We start from the raw sequence: 23,932 nt of genomic DNA, 5'->3' as shown, positions 1-23,932 counted from the left end.
TCCCGCCTCCCCGCCCGTCAGAAGGAAAGACCCCCGCCGTGACCGCAACGCGCGTACTCGTCCTCAACTCCGGCTCCTCGTCGGTCAAGTACCAGCTCCTCGACATGGCGGACTCCTCCCGCCTGGCCGTGGGACTGGTGGAGCGCATCGGGGAGGAGGGCTCGCGCCTGGTGCACGAGCCGCTCGCCGGGCCCGGCGCCGGGGGCGGCAGGCGCGAGCGGGCCGAGGTGATCGCGGACCACGGGCAGGCGCTGCGCGCGGTCGCCGAGGAGCTGGCCGCCGACGGCCTGGGCCTGGACTCCCCCGAACTGGCCGCCGTGGGACACCGGGTGGTGCACGGCGGGACCCGGTTCACCGCCCCGACCGTGATCGACGACGAGGTGCTGGCGGAGATCCGCAGCCTGATCCCGCTGGCCCCGCTGCACAACCCGGCCAACGTGACGGGCATCGAGGTGGCCCGGGAGCTGCGCGCGGACCTGCCGCAGGTGGCCGTCTTCGACACGGCCTTCCACGCGTCGATGCCGGAGCACGTGGCCCGGTACGCGATCGACGCGGCGACCGCGGAGAAGTACTCCGTCCGGCGGTACGGCTTCCACGGCACCTCCCACGCCTTCGTGTCCCGGGCGACGGCCGCGCTGCTGGGCAGGGCGGTGGAGGACGTGAACGTGATCGTGCTGCACCTGGGCAACGGGGCCTCCGCCTCGGCCGTGCGGGGCGGGGTGTGCGTGGAGACGTCGATGGGCCTGACCCCGCTGGAGGGGCTGGTCATGGGGACCCGCTCCGGGGACCTGGACCCGGCGGTGATCTTCCACCTGGCGCGGGTGGGCGGGATGTCGGTCGACGAGATCGACTCGCTGCTCAACAAGAAGAGCGGTCTGCTGGGTCTGTGCGGCGACAACGACATGCGCGAGGTGACCCGGCGGGCGGAGGCGGGCGACGAGTCGGCGCGCCTGGCGCTGGCGGCGTACGTCCACCGGCTGAAGAAGTACATCGGCGCCTACACGGCGGTGCTGGGCCGGGTGGACGCGGTGGTGTTCACGGCCGGCGTCGGCGAGAACGCCTCGGTGGTGCGGGAGGCGACGGTTTCCGGACTGGAGGAGCTGGGGCTGACGCTGGACCCGGAGGCGAACGCGGCACGCTCCCCCGAGCCGCGGCTGATCTCGACGGCTTCCGCACGGGTGGCGGTGGCGGTGGTGCCCACGGATGAGGAGCTGGAGATCGCCACCCAGGCGTACGCGCTGGTTACCCAGTAGTCACTTGGACTTTCCACCAGACGGAATATTCCGCTACGAAACAAACGGATAGGATCCGCTTCATGCGCCGTTCCAAAATCGTCTGCACGCTGGGCCCCGCCGTCGACTCGCTTGAGCAGCTGAAAGCACTCATCGAGGCAGGTATGAACGTGGCCCGATTCAACTTCAGCCACGGTTCCCAGGCAGAACACCAGGAGCGGTACGACCGCGTCCGGAGGGCTTGCGAGGAGACCGGGCGCGCCGTCGGCGTCCTCGCCGACCTCCAGGGTCCGAAGATCCGTCTGGAGACCTTCGCCGAGGGTCCCGTCGAGCTGGTGCGCGGTGACGAGTTCACCATCACCACCGAGGACGTCCCGGGCGACAAGTCCATCTGCGGCACCACCTACAAGGGCCTCCCGGGCGACGTCGCCAAGGGCGACCAGATCCTGATCAACGACGGCAACGTCGAGCTGCGGGTGACCGAGGTCGAGGGCCCGCGGGTCAAGACCATCGTCATCGAGGGCGGTGTCATCTCGGACCACAAGGGCATCAACCTGCCGGGTGCCGCCGTGAACGTCCCCGCCCTGTCGGAGAAGGACGTCGACGACCTGCGCTTCGCCCTCCGCATGGGCTGCGACATGGTCGCCCTGTCCTTCGTCCGCGACGCCAACGACGTCAAGGACGTCCACCGGGTCATGGACGAGGAGGGCCGCCGGGTCCCCGTCATCGCCAAGGTGGAGAAGCCGCAGGCCGTCGAGAACATGGAGGCCGTGGTCGCGGCCTTCGACGCCGTCATGGTGGCCCGCGGCGACCTGGCCGTCGAGTACCCGCTCGAAAAGGTCCCGATGGTCCAGAAGCGGCTCATCGAGATGTGCCGCCGCAACGCCAAGCCGGTCATCGTCGCCACCCAGATGATGGAGTCGATGATCACCAACTCCCGCCCGACCCGCGCGGAGGCCTCCGACGTCGCCAACGCCATCCTCGACGGCGCCGACGCGGTCATGCTCTCGGCCGAGTCCTCGGTGGGCGCCTACCCGATCGAGACCGTCAAGACGATGTCGAAGATCGTCGCGGCGGCCGAGGAGGAGCTCCTCTCCAAGGGCCTCCAGCCGCTGGTCCCGGGCAAGAAGCCGCGTACCCAGGGCGGCTCCGTCGCCCGCGCGGCCTGCGAGATCGCGGACTTCCTGGACGGCAAGGCCCTGGTCGCCTTCACGCAGTCCGGCGACACCGCACGCCGCCTGTCCCGCTACCGCGCCCAGCAGCCGATCCTGGCGTTCACCACCGACGTGAACACCCGCAACCAGCTCACCCTGAGCTGGGGTGTCGAGTCCGCCGTCGTCCCGCACGCGGACAGCACGGACGCGATGGTCGAGCTGGTCGACGGCGAGGTGCTGAAGCTCCAGCGCTTCAACCCGGGCGACACCATGATCATCACGGCCGGCTCGCCCCCCGGCGTCCCCGGCACCACCAACATGGTCCGGGTCCACCACCTGGGCGGCGCCTCCCGCGACTGAGCCCCCGGGCCCGCCCGGCTCTGCCGCACAGAGACCGAGGGCGGCGCCCCCGGCCCCGCAAGGGACCCGGGGCGCCGCCCTCGGTGTTGTCACGTGCGCCGGTACTAGCCCTCCGGCGGGCCGATGTAGTTGTGCAGGCCCGGGACGGTGAGGTTGCCGCCGAACTGGCCCGCCTGGACGACCTTGACGTTCGTGAAGAACGCGAAGGGGACGTTCAGGGGCGGGGGGCTGTTCGGGGTGAACTCGATCGGGATGAGGCCGAAGAGGTTGCCCTTGAGGCTCTCCGTGTACATCGTGACCTTGCCGTCGCGGATCTTGGACGTGGAGCCCGGGCGCGACTTCAGGTGGGCGACGTTCCCGCTCTTGCCGACCGTCTGGTAGAGGTCCTTGATGTCCAGCGAGTCCGCCGTGAACTTCAGGACCTTCTTGGTGTGCCCGCCCGCCGTCTTCACCTCCACGATGCCCTCGTAGTCCAGGCCGTAGAGGGTCAGCAGGGAGCTGTCCAGGTACCAGGGCTCGTCGGGCAGCAGCGGGATGCCCTGCTCCAGCTTCGCGTCGGCCAGGGCCTTGGCGTCGAAGGTCGGGCAGGGGAAGGGCTGCTTGCCGTCCGGGTCCGCCGTCGTCGAAGACGAGGGGGAGGGCGAGGCGCCGTCCGCCTTCCCGTCGTCGGCCGTGCCCGCGTCGGCCGCGGCCTGGCCCGTCTCGTCCTTGGGGGTCTTGACGGTGTCCTTGACCGACTGCGGCAGTTCCTGGACCGTGGCGCCGGCCTTCTTCGCGGCGTCGCGGATCGCGTCGGCCGTCGGGTCGGGGGTGGCGCCCTTCGGGGTACTCGGCGTGCTCGGCGCACTGGGGGCGGGCGCCGGCTGCTGCGCGCCCTGGAGGGGCCGGCCGAGGGCGTCCACCAGGCCCTTGAGGGCGTCGCCGACGCCCAGCGGGTCGAGCGGGTTCGTCGTCTTGGCTGCCGAGGGGGGCGGGGAGGCGCTCGCGGACGGCTTGGCCGTCGGCGTCTGCGGCACGCGCTCCTTCGGGGCCTCGGGCTGCTTGGCCGACGGCGTCGCCGCGGGGCTCGCGGCCGGCTTCGGGGCCTGGCTCGCACCCGGCGAGGGGCTAGCGCCGGGCGACGTCCCCGGCGAGGGCGTGGCGGACGGGGAGCCGGACGGGGACGGCGAGGCCGAAGGGGAGGGCTCGTCGGAGCGCGTCACGCACGGGCCGGGCGCGAAGGGGATCTCCTTGTCGTCGGCCAGGGCCAGCTTGGGCGCCATGCCCATCCCGACGAGGACGGCCGTCGGCATCGCCGCGAGCGCCATCGTCTTGCCGACGGGTATCTGGAGCTTGTTCAGCAGGGACTTCCTGGGCGCCGCGTGGCGGCCCTTTCTCTCACGGGACTCTGCGCCTGGGGCCACGCCCCGCTGCGTCTCGTCACCCCGCACTGTTCCTCCCGCCATCGGCGTGGGCAGTCTTCTCGGTCACGTACGGCGTTTCCGTCCCGCGGGGGCCCGGGATGCCCTGGAAGGCGTCCAGGGGCGCGGCCCCGCCCGCTTCGGCCTCGGGTTCCTCCTCCACCGGGACGCCCGGGGCCCAGGCCAGCGCGAGGCAACCGCCGACCATGGAGGTGAGGAAGCCGATGAAGAAGCCGCCGAGGTTGGACAGCGGGATCGACACGAGGGCCAGCAGGATCGCGGCGACTCCCGCGAAGACGCGGATGCCCTTCTGGAACCACAGGGCCAGGCCCAGGGTGATCAGCAGGATCCCGATGATCAGCGAGCCGGAGCCGGTCGTCGTCGCCATCGCGAGGGTGACGTTGCCCAGCCGGATGTCCGCGAACGGGAAGTAGACGATCGGAACGCCGCCGAGGAGCGTGAACAGGCCGGCCCAGAAGGGGCGCTCGCCCCGCCAGGCACGGAAGCGGTAGTGCACGACGGTGAGCCAGTGATCGTCTGCGGCGTGAACCGGGGCCTGGGGGTTCATGGACAACAGCTCCCTGGAAACGGTGGTACGGAGAACTCTGTGGAGCCCGGACGGGCGCCTGACGGCTGCCGCCGCCGCACGCCCGTCCGGTCAGTCACACGTCCGGGACGAGGCTTACTTCTCGTCCTGGTAGCACGGCTGGTTGCCGCTGAGCAGACGCAGCTTGAGGTCGGGCAGCGTGAAGGTACCCGCCGTCGTCGCCCACGCCTTCTGGCGCACGTTGGTCAGCGTGGCCTTCTTGGCGCGCTGCGAGAACAGGCCGCCGTCCGCCACCGTGCCGGGGACCGGCTTGGTGACGTGGCTGCCGTCGCCGACCGCGACACCGATGTCGAGCTGGTCGAACTTGGCGTCCGCGTCCAGCTCGGCGACGTCGAGGTAGATGTTCTCGGCGACGGCCGGCTTGCCCTTGTTGCCGGTGTGCAGCTGGAGCGTGATGGCGCCGAGGCCCGGCACCGGGGTGACCAGCGACTGGCACATGTTGGTGATCTCGGCGCGGCTGAAGCCGGAGATCGTCACGGGGTGCTTGCTGATGTCCTTGCTGCCGAGGGTCGCACCCTCGGCAACGCTGCCGTACTGGATCAGGTTGTCACCGACGAGCTGGTCGGCCGACACCTTGAAGTCCTGGCCGGAAACGCTGAACGAGGCCGCGAGGGCACCCTGCGCCAGACCCACACCGACCGCGGCCGTGGCCGCGATGGACGGCACCATGACGAGCGCGAAGCGCTTCCATCTGGTCCCGCCACGAACCTGAGAACTCATTTCGTTCCTCCTTCTCGGACGTACATCTCCGGTCCGGACAGAGCCCGGCCTGGGATGGGAGAAGTGCTACGTCCTCGGGAAGGAGCGCAGGCGGCCGAGCCGCGGCGCAGCCGCGTCCGATACACCGGCGATCACCCCCGAGCGACAACCACTGGGCCACGCGTTCGCGCAACCTGGAGGACAGGCCCTGCCGGTGTGGCAGAGACCCCCCTGTCCGCGGCCGGTGTGCGTGCCACCGGCCCACCCGGTGGGGACCCTCCGCCGCGGCCGCCGGATGAGCGGCTCTGCGGGAAGGACCGAGCGTCGCCGATCGTGGTCCATTCCAGGCCGGGGCACAAGGGGGGTCGTTACTCGCGGGTAACGGCTGGGTAACCGGAGCGCCTCCCTGCGTCGCACAGCAGCCACACAGGGTGTCACCCTGGGCCACGACAGAAGGGGTGAAGAAGGAACCAACCGGACAGTTCACGGGGTTTGGTTTACTCCGAGTAACAGCGGCCGCGATTGCCAAGTTTTGGCAAAGCGCGGCCGCTGTTTATCTCCGTGTCAACAAATCGCCGGGCCCCCGGCTGCACGCCGCTCCAGTCGGGGCCCGGCCGGGCTCTAGAAGAGCACCCGCGCCAGGGCCGTGCGCGCCGCGGTCACCCGCGGGTCGTCGGCGCCGATCACCTCGAAGAGCTCCAGGAGCCGCACCCGTACGGCGTCCCGGTCCTCGCCCGCCGTCACCCGGACGGTGTCCACCAGGCGGGAGAAGGCGTCCGCCACGTGCCCGCCGGCCAGATCCAGGTCGGCCGCGGCCATCTGGGCGGCCGGGTCGCGCGGCTTCTCGGCGGCTTCGGCCCGCACGGTCTGCGGGTTCATGTGCTGCACCCGGGAGAGCAGCTCCGCCTGGGCGAGGCCCAGCTTGGCCTCGGTGTTGGCCGGGTCGTCGGCGAGCACGTTCTTGTACGCCTGCACGGCTCCGCCCAGGTCACCCGCGTCCAGCGCGGCGACCGCCGCCTCCAGCAGGGCGTCGTACGGACCGGCCGGAACGGGTGCCGCGGCGGCCGCGGGGGCACCCGCGGCCTCGGGGTCGACCGGGAGCCCGAGGATGCCGAAGCGCTCCTCGGCGACCTGGACCAGCTGGGCCAGGGTCTCGCGGATCTGCTGCTCGGGCACCGCGCCCTGGAACAGCGGCAGCACCTGGCCCGCGACGACGGCGAACACCGCCGGGATGCCCTGGATGCCGAACTGCTGCATCAGCATCTGGTTGGCGTCGACGTCGATCTTCGCCAGGACGAGGCGGCCGCCCGCCTCGACGGTCAGCCGCTCCAGGAGGGGGCCGAGCTGCTTGCACGGCTCACACCACTCGGCCCAGAAGTCGAGGACGACCGGGACCTCGTTGGAGAGCTGGAGGACGGAGCTTTCGAACCCGGCCTCGTCGACGTCGATGACGAGCGCGGACGGCGGAACGGCGCCGCCGGGCGCGCCGCCGCCCTGGCGGGCCGCCTCCGCACGGGCCTGCTCGGCCTTCGCCTTGGCTTCGCCGGCCGCCTTCACCGCGGCGAGGTCGACGACGCCGCTCATGGACATGTTTCTGGGCTGCATGCGTACATCCTCCCCCGTGTGCGCGCGCCGACGAAAAAGATCCCGGAAGATCCCGGGTGAAACCTCGGTCCTGCCGTGCGTGGATCTGCGTGGCGCCGGGTCCCCACCTGGCGCCGGTAGCTCTTCGCGTGGTTGTCGCTCTTTCGCTACGAGCCGTAGCGTAACTCCCCCGGGCCCCGGGCGCCCCGTGATCTGAACCACAGCTCGGCAGCCCCCGACGGTTCCCCTACTGGCGGGTATGGTCTCGGCCATGCGCAACCCCTGTCCCCGCAGCACCGCCCGGCCGGGCCGCACCGGCCGCCCCCGCAGCGCGGCTGCGGACGCGGCGATCCTCGCGGCGACGCGGGACGCGCTGGTGGAGCTGGGCTGGTCGAAGCTGACGATGGGGGACGTCTCGGCGCGGGCGGGCGTCGCGAAGACCACCCTCTACCGGCGCTGGGCGGGGAAGAACGAGCTGGTCGTGGACGCGGTGGCGGAGCTCTTCGACGCGCTCGAACTGCCCGACCGGGGGTCGCTGGAAGCGGACATCGAGTACGTGGTCCTGCAGTTCGCGGAACTGCTGCGGCGTCCGGAGGCGCGTACGGCGCTGATGGCGGTGGTCGCCGAGTCCACCCGGGACCAGGCGCTGCGGGACCGGATCCGGTCGGCCATCGTGGACCGGCAGAAACGTCTCGTCGTACTGGGCCGCGAACGGGCGCAGGCCCGCGGGGAGCTCCCGTACGAGGAGGACCAGTCGCTGGCCGGACACACCACGGACCTGATCTTCGACGTGATCGCGGGCACGGTGGTGCACCGCGCCCTGGTGAGCTCCGAGCCGGTGGACGAGGGCTGGGTGGCGGCCTTCACCGCGCTGCTGATGCACGGCCTCTCCGCCCGCGCCTGAGCGGCCGGGAGAACCCGCAGGGCCGGCCGCGCGCTCCCCGTGGGGAACCGCGCGGCCGGCCCTGCGCCGTGTCCGGGGCTAGAAGCCGGCGGGCTCGGTGTACGTGCCCCACTCGTCGCGCAGGACGTTGCAGATCTCGCCCATCGTGGCCTCGGCGCGGACCGCGTCGAGCATGGCCGGGATCATGTTGGAGCCGTCCCGGGCGGCGTCGAGCATCGCCTTGAGCGCGGCCGTCACCCTGGCGTCGTCGCGGCGCTCCTTGCGGGCGGCGAGCACGCGCACCTGCTCGCGCTCCACCTCGTGGCTGACGCGGAGGATCTCCAGGTCGCCGGTGACCGAGCCGTGGTGGACGTTGACGCCGACGACCCGCTTGTCGCCCTTCTCCAGGGCCCGCTGGTACTGGAAGGCCGACTCGGCGATCTCGCCGGTGAACCAGCCGTCCTCGATGCCGCGCAGGATGCCGGAGGTGATGGGGCCGATCGGGTGCCGGCCGTCCGGGTGGGCGCGCAGTCCGCGCTCCTTGATCTGGTCGAAGATCTTCTCGGCGTCGGCCTCGATGCGGTCGGTGAGCTGCTCGACGTACCAGGAGCCGCCCAGCGGGTCGGCGACGTTGGCGACGCCGGTCTCCTCCATCAGCACCTGCTGGGTGCGCAGCGCGATCTCGGCGGCCTGCTCGCTGGGGAGGGCGAGGGTCTCGTCGAGGGCGTTGGTGTGCAGGGAGTTGGTGCCGCCGAGGACGGCCGCGAGGGCCTCGACGGCGGTGCGCACCACGTTGTTGTACGGCTGCTGGGCCGTCAGGGAGACGCCGGCGGTCTGCGTGTGGAAGCGCAGCCACATCGACTTCTCGTTCTTCGCGCCGTAGACCTCCTTCATCCAGCGGGCCCAGATGCGGCGGGCGGCGCGGAACTTGGCGATCTCCTCGAAGAAGTCGAGGTGCGCGTCGAAGAAGAAGGACAGGCCGGGCGCGAAGTGGTCGACGTCCAGGCCGCGGGAGAGGCCGAGCTCCACGTAGCCGAAGCCGTCGGCGAGGGTGTAGGCGAGCTCCTGCGCGGCCGTGGCCCCGGCTTCGCGGATGTGGTAGCCGGAGACGGACAGCGGCTTGTAGGCCGGGATGCCGTTCGCGCAGTACTCGATCAGGTCGCCGATGAGGCGCAGGTGCGGCTCGGGTTCGAAGAGCCACTCCTTCTGCGCGATGTACTCCTTGAAGATGTCCGTCTGGAGGGTGCCGTTGAGCACGGACGGGTCGACGCCCTGGCGCTCGGCGGCGACGAGGTACATGCAGAAGGCGGGGACGGCCGGGCCGGAGATCGTCATCGAGGTGGTCACGTCGCCGAGCGGGATGTCCTTGAAGAGGACCTCCATGTCGGCGGCGGAGTCGATGGCGACGCCGCAGTGCCCGACCTCGCCGAGCGCCCGCGGGTCGTCGGAGTCGCGGCCCATCAGGGTGGGCATGTCGAAGGCCACCGAGAGCCCGCCGCCGCCCGCGGCCAGGATCATCTTGTAGCGCTCGTTGGTCTGCTCGGCGTTGCCGAATCCGGCGAACTGCCGGATGGTCCAGGTCCGGCCGCGGTAGCCGGTGGCGTGCAGGCCGCGGGTGTAGGGGTACTCCCCCGGCCAGCCGATGCGCTCGAATCCCTCGTACGCGTCTCCGGGGCGGGGCCCGTAGACGGGGTCGACCTCATCGCCGGAGAGCGTGGTGAAATCCGCGTCCCGCTTGCGGGCCTTGTCATAACGGGCCTGCCAGCGGCGGCGGCCCTCCTCGATGGCGTCTGCGTCCATACCTTCGAATTTACTAGGACGTCCTAGTAAATGTCGATGGCAAACCCCCGGGGAGTCTTCCCCGGGGGTGTGGTTTCGAGCGTTCCTACAGGCCCGCGCGTGTGAAGCCGGACGGAGGCTAGGCGCCGACGGTGACCGGGCCGTCCGCGACCAGCGGCTCGACCTCGGCGCGGACCCCGCGCTCGACGAAGAAGGCCGCGAGCGGGATCGTGCCCGACGCCAGGACCCAGAGCAGCTTGCCGAAGGGCCACTTGGCCTTGGAGCCGAGGTCGAAGGCGAAGACCAGGTAGATCATGAACAGCACGCCGTGGACCTGCGAGACCGCCAGGGTCAGGTCGGCACCGGTGTCGAAGCCGTACTTCGCCACCATGCAGGCACACAGGATCAGGAGCATGACCGCGGTCACGTAGGCCATGACGCGGTAGCGGGTCAGCACGCTTCGTTTCATGCCGTCGAGCGTAACCGCCCGATTTGCTCGATCTTGACGCACCCCGGCCGTCAGCTCTCGTCGAAGTCCCCGGCGGCCACGCGCAGCGGCCTGAGCAGGGCGAAGATCTCCGCGCACTCCTCCGCGTCGTACGCGCCGAGCCCGAACTCGATCGCCATCAGGTCCTTGGTCGCCGCCTCGACGACCTCGCGGCCCTTCTCCGTGATCGACGCCAGCGTGCCGCGGCCGTCGTGCGGGTTGGGACGCTTGGCCACCAGCCCGGACCTCACCAGCCGGTCCACGGTGTTCGTGACCGAGGTCGGGTGGACCATCAGCCGCTCGCCGATCTTCGACATCGGCAGCTCCCCCGCCTGGGAGAAGGTGAGCAGCACCAGGGCCTCGTAGCGGGCGAAGGTCAGCCCGTACGGCTTCACCACCGCGTCGACCTCGCCCAGCAGGATCTGGTGGGCGCGCATGATCGAGGTGATCGCCGCCATGGACGGCACGGGACCCCAGCGCTGCCGCCAGAGCTCGTCGGCGCGGGCGATGGGGTCGAAGGGGAGGCTGAGCGGCTTCGGCATCCACCAGACCCTACCGGTCGGTTCATTTCCGCCGGCCCCCCGTCTCACTCCTCGACCCGCCCTCCCGGGGGCGGCGGGACTCGCGCGGGGACGGATGCCGGGGCAGAGTCCCGGGGTCGGCGCGGGCGCGTACAGAGGAAGGCGGGACGGGGATGGGACTGCTCCACCACTTCGGGCACGAGGACCTGCTGCGCTGCCGGTTCGCACTGTCGCCCCTGTGGGAGACCCAGGAGGCGGTGCGCACCCTCAAGCGCCCCGACCGGCAGGGCTACCACCTGCCCTGGCTGCGCGGGATCCGTGCGGCGGCCGCCCGGCTGGACCTGCGGCCGCTGTGGCTGCTGATGCCCCGGCACGGGCACAGCACGGACTTCATCAGCCCGCCGCCGGCCGGACCCGGCGTCTCCTTCGCGGAGGAGCCGGCCCTGGTCCGCGCGGCGGACCCGGACGAGGCACGCGAGGACATGTCAAAGTCCCTCGCCTGCACGCCTGGGGCCCTCGACAGCGAGCTGGGCCGGTACCTGCCGGCGGATCCGGCGCGGTCCGTGCGGGAGCCGGCCGACCTGCTGGAGCGGGCCGGGGGCGCCCTGGTCGAGCGCACTGGCCGCGGCTGCGGGCCCTGCTGGAGGCGGACATCCTCTTCCACTCGCGCCGGCTCGCCGCCGGGGGGCTGGAGGCCCTTTTCGACGGGCTGCACCCGGACCTGTCCTGGGACTCCGCCTCCCTCGCCCTGACCATCGCCCGGCCCTCGCCCACCCACCACGAGCGCGTCCTGGGCGGCCAGGGCCTGCTGCTGGTGCCGAGCGCCTTCGTCTGGCCGCAGATCGCGGGCGGCTTCGACCCGCCCTGGCAGCCGACCGTGGTCTACGCGGCCCGGGGCAGCGGCGCCCTGTGGACCCCGGTACGGCAGGACACCCCGGCCGCCCTGGCCCGGCTCCCGGGCCGGGCCCGGGCCGATGTGCTGTGCGCCCTGGAGGAGCCGGCGTCCACCACGGCCCTGGCCCACCGACTGGGCCTGGCCGCGTCCACGGTCTCGGCGCATCTGAAGGTCCTGGCGGAGGCGGGCCTGCTGATCTCCGCCCGCCACGGCCACCAGGTGCGCTACGAACGCACCCCCCTGGCCATAGCCCTGGCCGCAGGCACCCCGACGACCTGACCGCCCCCGGCAGGCCCCCCGGCCCCGCGCCCGCCTCCGGCGCCCCGACCCGAGCGGCACGGGCGCGCACCGTCGGCGAACCCGCCGCCGGCCCGGGCGGCGTCCCCGGCGGCGTGGGCAGGCCCGGGGAGGCGGGCCCGGTGCCCGCCGTCAGCCCCGGACGCCCCTGCGCAGGCCGTGGCGGACCGCGCGCTGGCCCAGCGGGCCGAGGCCCTCCAGGACGGCGGCCAGGGAGGCCAGCTGTTCCAGGGCGTCGAAGGCGCGGCCGGCGCCCTCCGGGTCCACCCCCTCGTACAGCTCGATGCCGACGAAGGAGGCGGCAGTGGCCCGGGCCAGGCCCGCCGGGTCGGCGAAGCCGGCCAGCGGGGTCGCCGCCAGCAGCCGGGTGAGGACCGCCTCCAGTTCGGCGATCCACAGGCCGAGCCCGTCGGCGGTGGCGGCGGCGAGGACCGGGGAGGACTGACCGGCGGCCAGCAGCTGCCCGAGCAGGGAGACGTACCCGGCGGCCCGCTCCTCGGCGTGCATCGCGCGGGCGAACTCCAGCAGCTCCGGCAGGCCGCCCAGCTCGGCGAGCCGGTCGCGGTAGCGGGCGACGCGCTGCGCGGCGGCGTACCGGCAGGCTTCGGCGAGGAGTTCGTCGACGGAGCCGAAGTGGTAGAAGACCAGCCCCTGCGCGACCCCGGCGGTGGCGGCGATGTTCCGGGCGGAGGTCTTGGCGAGCCCCTGCTCGACGATGGTGCGCAGGGCCCCTTCGAGGAGCTTCTCCTTGGTGGCCGCGCTCACGCCCGGGCCTCCTCGCGGACGGGCCGCAGCCCGCCGCGCACCCCGTGCGTGCGGACGTCCACGTACCGGGCGGTGAAACTGCCCTCGTAGCCGAAGAGCGGGCCGAAGTGGCGGTTGGTCACCCGCACCCGGATCCGGAACCGGCCGGTGCTCTCGTCGAAGGACTCGCGCACCTCGGCGTCCCCGCCGATCAGGCCGGGCACCCGGACGTCGACGCGGCCCTCGCGGAAGCGGTGCTCGCCGGAGCGGATGAGCAGGGAGCCGTCGGGCTCGGCGCTCATGTACAGGTCGCTGGCGAGGTGCTGGTGGGTGCCGAGGTAGTCGAGGATGCAGCCGCGCTCGGGGCTGTGGATCATCGTGGCGTCGAACCGGCGCGGCCCGCCGGGCAGCCGGAAGGTCCGTACGAAGGTGACGGTCTCGCGCCCGTACGAGTCGGCGTAGGGCATGTTCTCGATGACGAACGGGACGTCGCGCCCTTCGCGCGGCACCAGGATGTTGCGGGTCCCGCCGAGCCGCAGGAAGGGCTTCACGAAGCCGCGCCCGTGCCAGATCCGCTCCATGCTCCCGTGCCCGACGCAGCCCTCCCCGCTCTCCAGCCCGACCGAGAACCGGCGTTGGAGCTCGGGGTGCAGACGGTCGAAGTCGGCCCCCATGTGGGCGCGGAAGATGGACGTCACGACGGCTCCAGGGTGGTCGGCAGACGGGGTTCGGCGGCGGTGGTGCGGCCGGGCGGGCGCCGCAGGCAGCGGCGGGCGGCCGGGGTGCCGGGCAGCGGCGGCAGCAGCAGCGCGGCGGCGAGGACGGGCAGGGCGGCGGCGGGCGGTGCGAGCGCCAGGGCGGCGACGCAGACCAGCGCCCGCAGCACGGTCTCGGCGAGGGCCCGGGCCAGGGCCCGGCCCGGCGGGGTCCCGCGTTCGCACCACAGCCGCAGCCGGTCGAAGGACCAGGCGGTGCCCCAGCCCATGAGCGGACGGAACACCAGCCGGTCGGCGAGGAGTCCGAAGCGGCCCCAGCGCGGGCGGTAGTCGTAGCCGGTGAGGAAGCGGATCCCGTCGGGGCCCGGGACGTAGCGCCAGTACCCGCTGCCCTCGGCGAGCAGGGACAGCGGATGGTCCGAGGCGAAGCGCAGGGCGGACACCCGGGTCCCGTCGGGCCGCCGCCGATCGCCGGCCGAGATCCCGGTGCCGGAGACGGAGAGGAACGGCAGGACGCGGGTGGCGTACCGGAAGCGCTGCGGCTCGTCCCCGGTGCGCGGGAGGTAGTGGATGGAGGTGAACCGCAGGTCCCAGCGCTGGTGCAGCGCCGGGTCCTGGCTGCGTTCCCACAGCTCGTCCAACCCGGTGCGGATCACCGTCTCGACGTACAGGCCCATCCCGTTCGCACCCCCCCCCGGCGCCTCGCGTTGAGCGATCGCTCAAACGGGACCCTAGACGGGTTTGAGCGATCGCTCAACAGTGAGCCCGGTCACACGGGTTCGGGTCCGGATACGCGCAAGCGCCCCCCGCCGGTACGGGCGGGGGGCGCTTGCGAGGAGGTCCGACCGGATCAGTCCCGGGCGAGGTGGCGTTCGACCGTCTCGATCTTCGAGGTGATCCCGTCGGTGACACCGGGGCGGATGTCGGCCTTGAGGACGAAGGACACCCGGGGGGCCCGCTCCTCCACCGCGGCGACGGCGCGGCGCACCACGTCCATCACCTCGTCCCACTCGCCCTCCACGGTGGTGAACATGGCGTCGGTGCGGTTCGGCAGCCCGGACTCGCGCACCACGCGGACCGCGTCGGCGACGTACTCGCCGACCTCCTCACCCACCCCCAGCGGGGTCACCGAGAACGCGACGATCACGCCCGGGCCGCCTCGCGCGCGCGGGCGGCGACGACGCTGTCGGCCTCGTCCCGCTTGAGCAGCCGGTCGCCGTAGAGCCCGCCGAAGGGCAGCAGGGCGAGCAGGAAGAACAGCGCGGCCTTCTTCAGCGGCCACTTGGCCTTGTTCCACACGTCCAGCAGGAAGACGGCGTAGATGACGAAGAGGATCCCGTGCAGGACGCCCAGCGGCATCATCAGGTAGTCGATGTCCGAGATCCGGCTCAGCAGCGAGCCGAAGATCAGCAGGGCCGGGAACGACAGCGCCTCCGGGACGGAGATGAGGCGCAGCCGGTGCAGGGCGGAGGCGGTCTTGATGTCCACGTGGAACCTTCGGGGCCGGGGACCGGGGGCCGTTCCAGTGTCTCAGCCGCTCCCGGGGATCTTCGGGCGGGGGGCCGGAACCCCCAACACCGGCGAATGTGGCGTATATCGACCTCCGGACCCTGTTCGGTGCCGCCCGGTGCCGATACCTTCGTCCCCGTGGCTCAGTTCCGACTCCAAGGCAGCAAGGTGCTGGCCGTCGAGCTGACCGGGGACGCCGTGAAAGCGAAGAACGGCTCCATGGTCGCGTACGACGGGCAGATGGCCTTCAAGAAGATGACGGGCGGCGGCGAAGGCCTCCGCGGGATGGTGACGCGCCGGCTCACCGGCGAGCAGATGACCGTGATGGAGGTGCAGGGACACGGCACCTGCTACTTCGCGGACCGTGCGAGCGAGATCAACCTGGTGAACCTGCGCGGCGAGAAGCTGTACGTCGAGTCCAGCAACCTGCTGTGCACCGACGCCGGCCTGCGCACCGGCACGACCTTCACCGGCCTGCGCGGCGCGAGCACCGGCAACGGGCTCTTCACCACGACCGTGGAGGGCTCCGGCCAGGCGGCGATCATGTCCGACGGCCCGGCGGTGGTGCTGCGCGTCAGCGCCCAGTACCCGCTCTCGGTGGACCCGGGCGCGTACATCGCCCACACGGGCAACCTCCAGCAGTCCTTCCAGTCGGGGATCACCTTCCGGACCCTGATCGGCGAGGGCTCGGGCGAGGCGTTCCAGATCCGCTTCGAGGGTGAGGGCCTGGTGTACGTGCAGCCCAGCGAGCGCAACACCATCGGGGGCGACATCTGATGCCGTTCCGCGAGATCAACTCGAAGATGGTCGAGGCCCAGGTGGTCCCCGGGCAGAAGATGTACAGCCAGCGGGGGGCGATGCTCGCCTACCGCGGCGAGGTCTCCTTCACCCCGAGCATCACCGGCGGCCAGGGCGGCGTCATGGGCATGATCGGGCGCCGGGTGGCGAACGAGCAGACCCCGCTGATGGAGGTGGAGGGCAGCGGCACGGTGATGTTCGGCCACGGCGGCCACCACATCCAGGTGATCAACCTCCAGGGCGACACCCTCTACGTCGAGGCCGACCGGCTGCTCGCCTTCGACGGCACCCTCCAGCAGGGCACGATGTTCATGGGCTCGCAGGGCGGCGTCATGGGCATGGTGCGCGGCCAGGTCACGGGGCAGGGCCTGTTCACCACCACCCTCAAGGGCCACGGCGCGGTCGCCGTGATGGCCCACGGCGGGGTCATCGAGCTCCCCATCACCCCGAACCGGCCGGTCCACGTCGACCCGCAGGCGTACGTGGCCCACCACGGGGACGTCAGGAACAAGCTCTCCACCGCGCTCGGCTGGCGGGACATGGTGGGGCGCGGCTCGGGCGAGGCGTTCCAGCTGGAGCTGTCCGGCCAGGGCGCGGTCTACGTACAGGCCTCGGAGGAGAAGCTGTGAACTTTGGCCCCGTCATCGGCGGGCCGGGCGGTCCGACCGTCTTCGACCCGTACACGCTGCCCTCCGACGACAACGTGAACAAGTACACCTTCTGCGTGGAGCTCAAGGGGAACCAGTGGTTCCTGCAGAAGGGCAAGATGATCTCGTACTACGGGCGCATCGACTTCAACGGCATCGGGCACGGCCGCTTCGACCGGCTGCTGCGCACCAGTTTCCACTCGCCGCTGCACGCGAGCGACTGGGTGGTGGCGGAGGGCCAGGGCAAGATGCTGCTGGCCGACCGGGCCTTCGACGTGAACTCGTACGACCTGGACGACGGGAACCTGACCATCCGGTCGGGGAACCTGCTGGCGTACCAGCCCTCGCTGGCCCTCAAGCAGTCGATCGTCCCGGGGTTCCTGACGCTGATCGGAACCGGGAAGTTCGTGGCCGCGTCCAATGGTCCGGTGGTCTTCATGGAGCCGCCGCTGCGGGTCGACCCGCAGGCGCTGGTGGGCTGGGCTGACTGCCCCTCCCCCTGTCACCACTACGACCACGGCTACATGTCCGGGGTGATCGGCGGACTGCGGGCGCTGACCGGCATCGGGGGCACCTCGGGCGAGGAGCACCAGTTCGAGTTCGTCGGGGCGGGGACGGTGCTGCTCCAGTCGAGCGAGATGCTGATGGCGGAGCAGTCGCTCGGTGCGGTGGGCACCGGGGCGGCCACGGGCGAGGCCCACGGTGTCCCGGGGGCCGGCCAGGGACCGCTGGGCCAGCTGGGCGTGCCGCGGATGCCCGGCCAGCTCGGCGACCTCCAGCGGAGGCTCGGCCTGTGAGGCGGACCACACCTCGCGGGCCGGGAAGATCTTCCTATTTTTGTACGTAATTCAACTTCTTAGGTAGAGTTCATTCATGGAGACGATGGAGACCGAGACGGCCACCCGCTGGCTCACCGACGCCGAACAGTGCGCCTGGCGCACCCACCTGGACGTCAACAGACTGCTGATGCACCAGCTGGAAAAGGATCTCCAGCCCTTCGGACTCACCATGAACGACTACGAGATCCTGGTCAACCTCTCGGAGTCCGAGGGCCACCGGATGCGCATGAGCGACCTGGCCACCGCCACCCTCCAGTCCAAGAGCCGGCTCTCGCACCAGATCACCCGCATGGAGACCGCGGGCCTGGTGCGCCGGGTCAACTGCGAGTCCGACCGGCGCGGGCTGTACGCCGTCCTCACCGACGACGGCATGGAGACCATGCGCAAGGTCGCCCCGCACCACGTGGCGTCCGTACGGGAGCACTTCATCGACCTGCTCCCGCCGGAGGCCCTCAAGGCCCTGCACGCCTCCCTGACCCCCGTGGCGGAACACCTGCGCGGCACCCGCGGCAAGATCTGACGGCGATCCCAGCCCCGCCGGCGTGGGAGGCGCGGGGGTCTGGGGCAGGGCCCCACAACGGCGAAAGGGCGGGGCGGGGAGAAACCCCCGCCCCGCCCCCCGCGGGCCGACTCAGCCCTCGGTCAGCGTCGCGAGCAGCGCATCGGCGGCCGCGTACGGATCCAGCTCACCGGCGGCGACCCGCGCGGCCAGCCCGCCCAGGTGCGCGTCCCCGTGCAGGTCGGCCAGCCGGCTGCGCAGGGCGGTGATCGCGATGGTCTCCACCTCGCGCGCGGCCCGCGCCGCGCGCCGCTCGGCCAGCACCCCGTGCTCGTCCATCCACGCCCGGTGCTTCTCCAGCTGCTCCACCAGCTCGTCGACGCCCTGGGCCCGGGCCGCGACCGTCTTGACGATCGGGGGCCGCCAGTCGCCGGGACCGCGGGACTCGCCCAGGCCGAGCATGTGGTTCAGCTCCCGGGCGGTCGCGTCCGCGCCGTCCCGGTCAGCCTTGTTGACCACGTACACGTCGCCGATCTCCAGGATGCCCGCCTTCGCGGCCTGGATCCCGTCGCCCATCCCGGGCGCGAGCAGCACCACCGAGGTGTCGGCCTGGGAGGCGATCTCCACCTCCGACTGCCCGACGCCGACCGTCTCGACCAGGATCACGTCGCAGCCGGCCGCGTCCAGGACCCGGATCGCCTGCGGCGCCGCCCACGCGAGGCCGCCCAGGTGCCCGCGGGTGGCCATGGAGCGGATGTAGACCCCCGGGTCGGAGGCGTGGTCCGACATGCGGACCCGGTCACCGAGCAGGGCCCCGCCCGAGAAGGGCGAGGACGGGTCCACCGCGAGCACGCCGACCCGCTTTCCCGCCTTGCGGTAGGCCGTGACCAGGGCCGAGGTCGAGGTCGACTTGCCGACCCCCGGGGAGCCGGTCAGCCCGACCACGTACGCGCCGCCCGTGAGCGGGGCCAGGGCGGCCATGACCTCGCGCAGGTGCGGGGACGCCCCCTCGACCAGGGAGATCAGCCGGGCAACCGCCCGCGGCCGGCCCTCACGGGCCTGCGCCACCAGCGCGGGGACGTCCACCGTCGCCATAAGGGCAGCACCTACGCCTTCGGGACGCGGATCACGAGGGCGTCGCCCTGGCCGCCGCCGCCGCACAGCGCGGCCGCGCCGACGCCGCCGCCGCGCCGCTTGAGCTCCAGCGCCAGGTGGAGCACCACGCGGGCGCCGGACATGCCGATCGGGTGGCCCAGGGCAATGGCACCGCCGTTGACGTTCACCTTTTCCGGGGTCACGCCGAGGTCCTTCATTGACTGCACGGCGACCGCCGCGAAGGCCTCGTTGATCTCGATCAGGTCCAGGTCGGCGACCTCCAGGCCCTCCTTCTTCAGGGCGTGCAGGATCGCGTTCGAGGGCTGCGACTGGAGGGAGTTGTCCGGGCCGGCCACGTTGCCGTGGGCGCCGATCTCGGCGATCCACTCCAGGCCCAGCTCCTCGGCCTTGGCCTTGCTCATCACGACGACGGCGGCGGCGCCGTCGGAGATCTGCGAGGAGGTGCCGGCGGTGATGGTGCCGTCCTTGGCGAACGCCGGGCGCAGCTTGCCGAGCGACTCGACCGTGGTCTCCGGGCGGATGCCCTCGTCCGCGGCGAAGACCACCGGCTCGCCCTTGCGCTGCGGGATCTCGACCGGGGTGATCTCGGCCTCGAAGACGCCGTTCTTCTGCGCGGCGGCGGCCCGCTGGTGCGAGGCGGCGGCGAACTCGTCCTGCGGGGCGCGCTCGATGCCCAGGCGGGTGTTGTGCTTCTCGGTGGACTCGCCCATCGCGATGTTCTCGAAGGCGTCGGTGAGGCCGTCGTAGGCCATCGCGTCCAGCATCTCGATCGCGCCGTACTTGTAGCCCTCGCGGGACTTCGGCAGCAGGTGCGGGGCGTTGGTCATCGACTCCTGGCCGCCCGCGACCACGATGTCGAACTCGCCCGCGCGGATGAGCTGGTCGGCGAGGGCGATGGCGTCGAGGCCCGAGAGGCACACCTTGTTGATGGTGAGCGCGGGCACGTTCATGGGGATGCCGGCCTTGACGGCGGCCTGGCGGGCGGGGATCTGGCCCGCGCCGGCCTGGAGCACCTGGCCCATGATCACGTACTGGACCTGGTCGCCGGAGATCCCGGCCCGCTCCAGCGCGGACTTGATGGCGAAGCCGCCGAGGTCGGCGCCCGAGAAGGACTTCAGCGAGCCGAGCAGCCGCCCCATGGGCGTGCGGGCCCCGGCGACGATCACTGAGGTGGTGTTGATCGCTTCGGACATGAGGGCGAATCCCCTTTCAGCGGGGAAGCTGAGGAGTGAACGAGGGTTTACCTGAATGTACTGAGCAGTACCCGCGCCGTCACCGGGCAGTCGGTGTGATCGCTGGCACGTTGCGTGACGACCCTCCTCGGCGGTGCACTGGTCCCATGCTGACAAGAATCGACCACATCGGGATCGCCTGCTTCGACCTGGACAAGACCGTCGAGTTCTACCGTGCCACGTACGGCTTCGAGGTGTTCCACACCGAGGTCAACGAGGAACAGGGCGTCCGCGAGGCCATGCTGAAGATCAACGAGACCTCCGACGGCGGCGCCTCCTACCTCCAGCTCCTGGAGCCCACCCGCGAGGACTCCGCGGTGGGCAAGTGGCTCGCCAAGAACGGCGAGGGCGTCCACCACATCGCCTTCGGCACGGCCGACGTCGACGGCGACGCCGAGGCCATCCGCGCCAAGGGCGTCCGGGTCCTCTACGACCAGCCCCGCATCGGCTCGATGGGCTCGCGGATCACCTTCCTGCACCCCAAGGACTGCCACGGAGTCCTCACCGAACTGGTCACCGGCAACCCGGAGCACTGATGCCCCCATTCCCCGGCCGGTAGAGTGGCCATGGCTCGGCCGGGGTGCGGTCGGAGACGGGGCGGGACCTGATACCCCTGCCCCGGTTCTGACACCATTTCCCCGGGGGCGTCGTTCAGCGGGCGAGCGATGCTCAATTGAAGGTGAGCTTGCGACCAGGGGACGGACGGGACCGCGCTGTGCTCGGCTACGAAAGCCAGGAGAGCCATCAGGCTGAAGCCGACCATCTCACGCGCCTCGAAGCCGAGATGGAGCGGCTGAGGAAGGAGCGCGGGAAGGCCGTCCAGCACGCCGAGGACCTGGGCTACCAGGTCGAGGTGCTGCGGGCCAAGCTGCACGAGGTGCGCCGCGCCCTCGCGTCCCGTCCCGCCTACGACGGCGCGGACATGGGATACCAGGCGGAGCAGCTGCTGCGCAACGCCCAGATCCAGGCCGACCAGATGCGCTCCGACGCCGAGCGCGAACTGCGCGACGCCCGGGCGCAGACCCAGCGCATCCTCCAGGAGCACGCCGAGCACCAGGCGCGCCTCCAGGCCGAGCTGCACGCCGAGGCCGTCAACCGCCGCCAGCGCCTGGACCAGGAGCTCAACGAGCGCCGCCAGACCGTCGAGGCGCACGTCAACGAGAACGTCGCCTGGGCCGAGCAGCTGCGCGCCCGTACCGAGGCCCAGGCCCGCCGGCTCATGGAGGAGTCCCGCGCCGAGGCCGAGCAGGCGCTGAACGCCGCCCGCGCCGAGGCCGCCCGTACCGCCGAGGAGGCGCGCCGCCGGCTCGCCGCCGACGCCGAGGCGGCACGCGCCGAGGCCGAGTCGGCGCTGCTGCGCGCCCGCAAGGAGGCCGAGCGGCTGCTGGCCGCCGCCTCCGCGCAGGCCCAGGAGGCCACCGAGCACGCCGAGCGGCTGCGCTCCACCACCACCGCCGAGGCCGAGCAGACCCGGCAGCAGACCATGGACCTCGGCCGGGTGGCCGAGGCGCGGGTCCAGGAGGCCGACGGGGCGCTGCGCGCGGCCCGGGCCGAGGCGGAGACCCTGCTCGCGGAGGCCAAGGAGAGCGCCGCCCGGCAGCTCGCCTCGGCCGAGTCCGTCAACGAGCAGCGCACCCGCACCGCGAAGGAGCAGGTGGCGCGGCTGGTCGGCGAGGCCACCAAGGAGGCCGAGGCCCTCAAGGCCGAGGCCGAGCACGCGCTGGCCGACGCCCGCGCGGAGGCGGAGCGGCTGCGCACCGAGGCCGGCGAGCAGGCCCGTACGGCCGCCGCCGAGGACATGGCGGCGCAGCTGGCCAAGGCCGCCCGTACCGCCGAGGACGTGCTGAACAAGGCCTCGGAGGACGCCCGGGCGACCACCCGCGCCGCCTCCGAGGAGGCCGAGCGGATCCGCCGCGAGGCCGAGGCCGAGGCGGAGCGGCTGCGCGCCCAGGCGGCGGACGCGGCCGCGGAGCTCAAGGGCGCCGCGAAGGACGACACCGAGGAGTACCGGGCCCGTACGGTCGAACTCCAGGAGGAGGCCCGGCGGCTGCGCGGCGAGGCCGAGCAGCTGCGCGCCGAGGCGGTCGCCGAGGGTGAACGGATCCGCGGCGAGGCCCGCCGCGAGGCGGTCGGGCAGATCGAGGAGGCGGCCAAGACCGCCGAGGAGCTGCTGGGCAAGGCCAAGGCCGACGCCGACGAGCTGCGCTCCGGCGCGAGCGCCGAGAGCGAGCGGGTCCGCGCCGAGGCCGTGGAGCGGGCCACCACCCTGCGCCGGCAGGCCGAGGAGACCCTGGAGCGCACCCGCGCCGAGGCCGAGCGGCTGCGCGCCGAGGCCGAGGAGCAGGCCGGGGCGCTCGTCGCCGAGGCGGACGCGGCGGTCCGGGCACGGCGCGAGGAGACCGAGCAGGCCCTGGCGGCGAAGCGGGCGGAAGCCGACGCGGAACTGGCGCGGCTCCAGTCGGACGCCGAGGCGCGCCTGGCGTCGGCCGAGCAGACCCTGCGCGAGTCCCGGCTGGCGGCGGAGAACATCCGCAGGGAGACCACCGAGGAGAGCGACCGGCTGCGCACCGAGTCGGCGGAGCGGATCCGCACCCTCCAGGCCCAGGCGGAGGCGGAGGCCGAGCAGCTGCGGGCCGAGGCCGCACAGGACGCCGGCCGGGCCCGCGCGGAGGCCGAGCTGGTCTCCGTACGGCTGCGCGCCGAGGCGGAGGCGGAGTCGGAGCGGGTCCGCACCGAGGCGCAGGAGACCGCGGACCGGCTGCGCGCGGAGGCGAAGGCGGCGGCCGAACGGGTCGCCGAGGAGGCCGCGGAGGCGCTGGCCGCCGCCCAGGAGGAGGCCGCCCGGCGCCGTCGCGAGGCCGAGGAGACCCTGTCGGCGGCCCGTACGGACGCGGGCAACGAGCGGGCGCAGGCCCGTGAGGAGAGCGAGGAGCTGCTGGCGCAGGCCCGCAAGCGCTCGGAGGAGGCGCAGGCCGAGGCGGCCCGCCTGACCGAGGCGGCGGAGGTCCGCGCGGCGGAGCTGGTCGCGGCGGCCGAGGCCACCGCCCAGCAGGTACGGGACTCCGTGGCCGGGCTGCACGAGCAGGCCGAGGAGGAGATCGCCGGGCTGCGCAGCGCGGCCGAGGTCGCGGCGGAGCGCACCCGCGCCGAGGCGGAGGAGGAGGCGGACCGGGTCCGCGCCGACGCCCACGCCGAGCGGGAGCGGGCCGGCGAGGACGCCGCGCGGATCCGCAACGAGGCCAAGGTCGAGACGGACGCGGCGAAGGCCCTGGCCGAGCGCACGGTCGGCGACGCCATCGCCGAGGCCGAGCAGCTGCGCGCCGACACGGCCGAGTACGCGCAGCGGGTGCGTACGGAGGCGACCGACGCCCTGGCGGCGTCCGAGCGCGACGCGGCGCGGACCCGGGCGGACGCCCGTGACGACGCCAACCGGATCCGGAACGAGGCGGCGGAGTCCCTGGAGGCCTCCCGCGCCGAGGGTGCCCGGATCACGGCCGAGGCGACGGCGGAGGCGGAGCGGGTCACCGAGGAGACCCGCGCGGCGAACGAGCTGACGGTCGCCGAGGCCACCGCGGAGGCCGAGCGCCTGACGGCGGAGGCCGAGCAGGCGGCGGAGGCCACCCGCGCCGAGGCGGCGTCCGTCCTGGACGAGGCCCGCGCCGAGGCCAACCGGCTGCGTACCGAGGCGGCCGAGCAGGCGGACCGGCTCATCACCGAGGCGGCCGCCGAGGCGGAGCGGCTGACGGAGGAGACCCGCGCGGCCAACGAGCTGACGGTCGGCGAGGCCGCGGCGGAGGCCGAGCGCCTGACCACGGAGGCCGAGCAGGCGGCGGAAGCCGCCCGGGCCGAGGCGCAGGCCGTCCTGGACGAGGCCCGCGCCGAGGCCAACCGGCTGCGTACCGAGGCGGCCGAGCAGGCGGACCGGCTCATCACC

At 72.6% G+C, this 23,932-nt stretch carries 23 protein-coding genes and 1 pseudogene; 10 read left to right on the top strand and 14 right to left on the bottom strand.

Going from position 1 to position 23,932, the window contains the following annotated elements; translation table 11 throughout:
- The first annotated feature begins 38 nt into the window (after nt 1-38).
- Together WDV06_RS12360 and pyk are read left to right on the top strand one after the other, a co-directional pair.
- Nucleotides 39-1,253 carry an acetate kinase gene (locus WDV06_RS12360; protein ID WP_395509731.1) on the top strand — a complete coding sequence of 405 codons (1,215 nt, stop codon included), beginning with the start codon at nt 39-41 and terminating at the stop codon, nt 1,251-1,253.
- A gap of 62 nt (nt 1,254-1,315) precedes the next feature.
- The gene (gene pyk / locus WDV06_RS12355) at nt 1,316-2,746 is read left to right on the top strand and encodes a pyruvate kinase (RefSeq protein ID WP_395509730.1); all 1,431 of its coding nucleotides are present in this window, start codon (nt 1,316-1,318) and stop codon (nt 2,744-2,746) included.
- A gap of 104 nt (nt 2,747-2,850) precedes the next feature.
- On the opposite strand, the gene WDV06_RS12350 is transcribed toward pyk, so the two are convergent.
- The 4 genes from WDV06_RS12350 to WDV06_RS12335 all read right to left on the bottom strand — a co-directional run bounded on the left by WDV06_RS12350 (nt 2,851) and on the right by WDV06_RS12335 (nt 7,057).
- Nucleotides 2,851-4,176, bottom strand: coding sequence for a hypothetical protein (locus tag WDV06_RS12350; protein WP_395509779.1), 1,326 nt, complete (start codon nt 4,174-4,176; stop codon nt 2,851-2,853).
- Nucleotides 4,166-4,714, bottom strand: coding sequence for a DUF6114 domain-containing protein (locus WDV06_RS12345; RefSeq protein ID WP_395509729.1), 549 nt, complete (start codon nt 4,712-4,714; stop codon nt 4,166-4,168). Before WDV06_RS12345 ends, WDV06_RS12350 begins: the two co-directional genes overlap by 11 nt.
- A gap of 114 nt (nt 4,715-4,828) precedes the next feature.
- Entirely contained in the window at nt 4,829-5,473 is a 645-nt protein-coding gene (locus tag WDV06_RS12340; protein ID WP_042810711.1) for a DUF6230 family protein, read from the bottom strand.
- 600 nt (nt 5,474-6,073) lie between these two features.
- Entirely contained in the window at nt 6,074-7,057 is a 984-nt protein-coding gene (locus WDV06_RS12335) for a tetratricopeptide repeat protein (RefSeq protein WP_395509728.1), read from the bottom strand.
- 250 nt (nt 7,058-7,307) lie between these two features.
- Between WDV06_RS12335 and WDV06_RS12330 the strand changes: the two genes are divergently transcribed.
- Nucleotides 7,308-7,940 carry a TetR/AcrR family transcriptional regulator gene (locus WDV06_RS12330; RefSeq protein ID WP_395509727.1) on the top strand — a complete coding sequence of 211 codons (633 nt, stop codon included), beginning with the start codon at nt 7,308-7,310 and terminating at the stop codon, nt 7,938-7,940.
- Between the two features lie 78 nt (nt 7,941-8,018).
- Here the strand turns inward: WDV06_RS12330 and WDV06_RS12325 are convergent, their stop codons facing one another.
- From WDV06_RS12325 to WDV06_RS12315, 3 genes are all read right to left on the bottom strand, one after another.
- On the bottom strand, nt 8,019-9,719 hold the full coding sequence (locus WDV06_RS12325) for an acyl-CoA mutase large subunit family protein (protein ID WP_395509726.1): 1,701 nt from the start codon (nt 9,717-9,719) through the stop codon (nt 8,019-8,021).
- A gap of 118 nt (nt 9,720-9,837) precedes the next feature.
- A complete protein-coding gene (locus tag WDV06_RS12320; RefSeq protein ID WP_395509725.1) occupies nt 9,838-10,167 on the bottom strand; it encodes a DUF3817 domain-containing protein in 330 nt (109 codons plus the stop codon).
- A gap of 50 nt (nt 10,168-10,217) precedes the next feature.
- Entirely contained in the window at nt 10,218-10,727 is a 510-nt protein-coding gene (locus tag WDV06_RS12315; RefSeq protein ID WP_395509724.1) for a MarR family winged helix-turn-helix transcriptional regulator, read from the bottom strand.
- A gap of 152 nt (nt 10,728-10,879) precedes the next feature.
- Between WDV06_RS12315 and WDV06_RS12310 the strand changes: the two are divergent.
- Nucleotides 10,880-11,880: pseudogene (locus tag WDV06_RS12310) on the top strand (ArsR/SmtB family transcription factor).
- 150 nt (nt 11,881-12,030) lie between these two features.
- On the opposite strand, the gene WDV06_RS12305 reads toward WDV06_RS12310, so the two are convergent.
- The 5 genes from WDV06_RS12305 to WDV06_RS12285 all read right to left on the bottom strand — a co-directional run bounded on the left by WDV06_RS12305 (nt 12,031) and on the right by WDV06_RS12285 (nt 14,846).
- On the bottom strand, nt 12,031-12,663 hold the full coding sequence (locus tag WDV06_RS12305) for a TetR/AcrR family transcriptional regulator (protein WP_395509723.1): 633 nt from the start codon (nt 12,661-12,663) through the stop codon (nt 12,031-12,033).
- The gene (locus WDV06_RS12300) at nt 12,660-13,340 is read right to left on the bottom strand and encodes a DUF4166 domain-containing protein (RefSeq protein ID WP_395509722.1); all 681 of its coding nucleotides are present in this window, start codon (nt 13,338-13,340) and stop codon (nt 12,660-12,662) included. Before WDV06_RS12300 ends, WDV06_RS12305 begins: the two co-directional genes overlap by 4 nt.
- The gene (locus WDV06_RS12295) at nt 13,337-14,035 is read right to left on the bottom strand and encodes a hypothetical protein (protein ID WP_395509721.1); all 699 of its coding nucleotides are present in this window, start codon (nt 14,033-14,035) and stop codon (nt 13,337-13,339) included. Before WDV06_RS12295 ends, WDV06_RS12300 begins: the two co-directional genes overlap by 4 nt.
- Nucleotides 14,036-14,208: 173 nt before the next feature.
- Nucleotides 14,209-14,505 (bottom strand): MTH1187 family thiamine-binding protein, encoded by a 297-nt coding sequence (locus WDV06_RS12290; RefSeq protein WP_395509720.1) that lies wholly within the window; start codon nt 14,503-14,505, stop codon nt 14,209-14,211.
- A complete protein-coding gene (locus tag WDV06_RS12285; protein WP_395509719.1) occupies nt 14,502-14,846 on the bottom strand; it encodes a DUF3817 domain-containing protein in 345 nt (114 codons plus the stop codon). The genes WDV06_RS12290 and WDV06_RS12285 overlap by 4 nt, the downstream gene beginning before the upstream one ends.
- Nucleotides 14,847-15,005: 159 nt before the next feature.
- Between WDV06_RS12285 and WDV06_RS12280 the strand changes: the two genes are divergently transcribed.
- The 4 genes from WDV06_RS12280 (at nt 15,006) to WDV06_RS12265 (ending at nt 17,671) form a co-directional block, all read left to right on the top strand.
- Entirely contained in the window at nt 15,006-15,644 is a 639-nt protein-coding gene (locus tag WDV06_RS12280; protein ID WP_395509718.1) for an AIM24 family protein, read from the top strand.
- Complete coding sequence (locus WDV06_RS12275) at nt 15,644-16,294, top strand: AIM24 family protein (RefSeq protein WP_079429815.1); 651 nt, start codon at nt 15,644-15,646, stop codon at nt 16,292-16,294. Before WDV06_RS12280 ends, WDV06_RS12275 begins: the two co-directional genes overlap by 1 nt.
- A complete protein-coding gene (locus tag WDV06_RS12270; protein WP_395509717.1) occupies nt 16,291-17,109 on the top strand; it encodes an AIM24 family protein in 819 nt (272 codons plus the stop codon). The genes WDV06_RS12275 and WDV06_RS12270 overlap by 4 nt, the downstream gene beginning before the upstream one ends.
- 85 nt (nt 17,110-17,194) lie before the next feature.
- Nucleotides 17,195-17,671, top strand: a complete 477-nt coding sequence (locus WDV06_RS12265; RefSeq protein ID WP_395509778.1) for a MarR family winged helix-turn-helix transcriptional regulator — start codon at nt 17,195-17,197, stop codon at nt 17,669-17,671.
- A 111-nt stretch (nt 17,672-17,782) separates the two neighbouring features.
- Here the strand turns inward: WDV06_RS12265 and meaB are convergent, their stop codons facing one another.
- Both meaB and WDV06_RS12255 read right to left on the bottom strand, forming a co-directional pair.
- Nucleotides 17,783-18,745: a methylmalonyl Co-A mutase-associated GTPase MeaB gene (gene meaB / locus WDV06_RS12260; RefSeq protein ID WP_395509716.1), complete on the bottom strand. Its 963-nt coding sequence runs from the start codon at nt 18,743-18,745 to the stop codon at nt 17,783-17,785.
- Between the two features lie 11 nt (nt 18,746-18,756).
- Nucleotides 18,757-19,959: an acetyl-CoA C-acetyltransferase gene (locus WDV06_RS12255; RefSeq protein ID WP_395509715.1), complete on the bottom strand. Its 1,203-nt coding sequence runs from the start codon at nt 19,957-19,959 to the stop codon at nt 18,757-18,759.
- Between the two features lie 146 nt (nt 19,960-20,105).
- On the opposite strand from WDV06_RS12255, the gene mce reads away from it, so the two are divergent.
- Both mce and scy read left to right on the top strand, forming a co-directional pair.
- Entirely contained in the window at nt 20,106-20,534 is a 429-nt protein-coding gene (gene mce, locus WDV06_RS12250; protein WP_395509714.1) for a methylmalonyl-CoA epimerase, read from the top strand.
- A 179-nt stretch (nt 20,535-20,713) separates the two neighbouring features.
- On the top strand, nt 20,714-23,932 hold a 3,219-nt coding region (scy, locus tag WDV06_RS12245), incomplete at its 3' end, for a polarized growth protein Scy (RefSeq protein ID WP_395509713.1).

Source organism: Streptomyces racemochromogenes (genome assembly GCF_044129415.1).
In the GTDB taxonomy this organism is placed as follows: domain Bacteria; phylum Actinomycetota; class Actinomycetes; order Streptomycetales; family Streptomycetaceae; genus Streptomyces; species Streptomyces racemochromogenes_A.
Note: the sequence above shows the minus strand (reverse complement) of the source record. Positions and strands in the feature narration are given on the sequence as shown.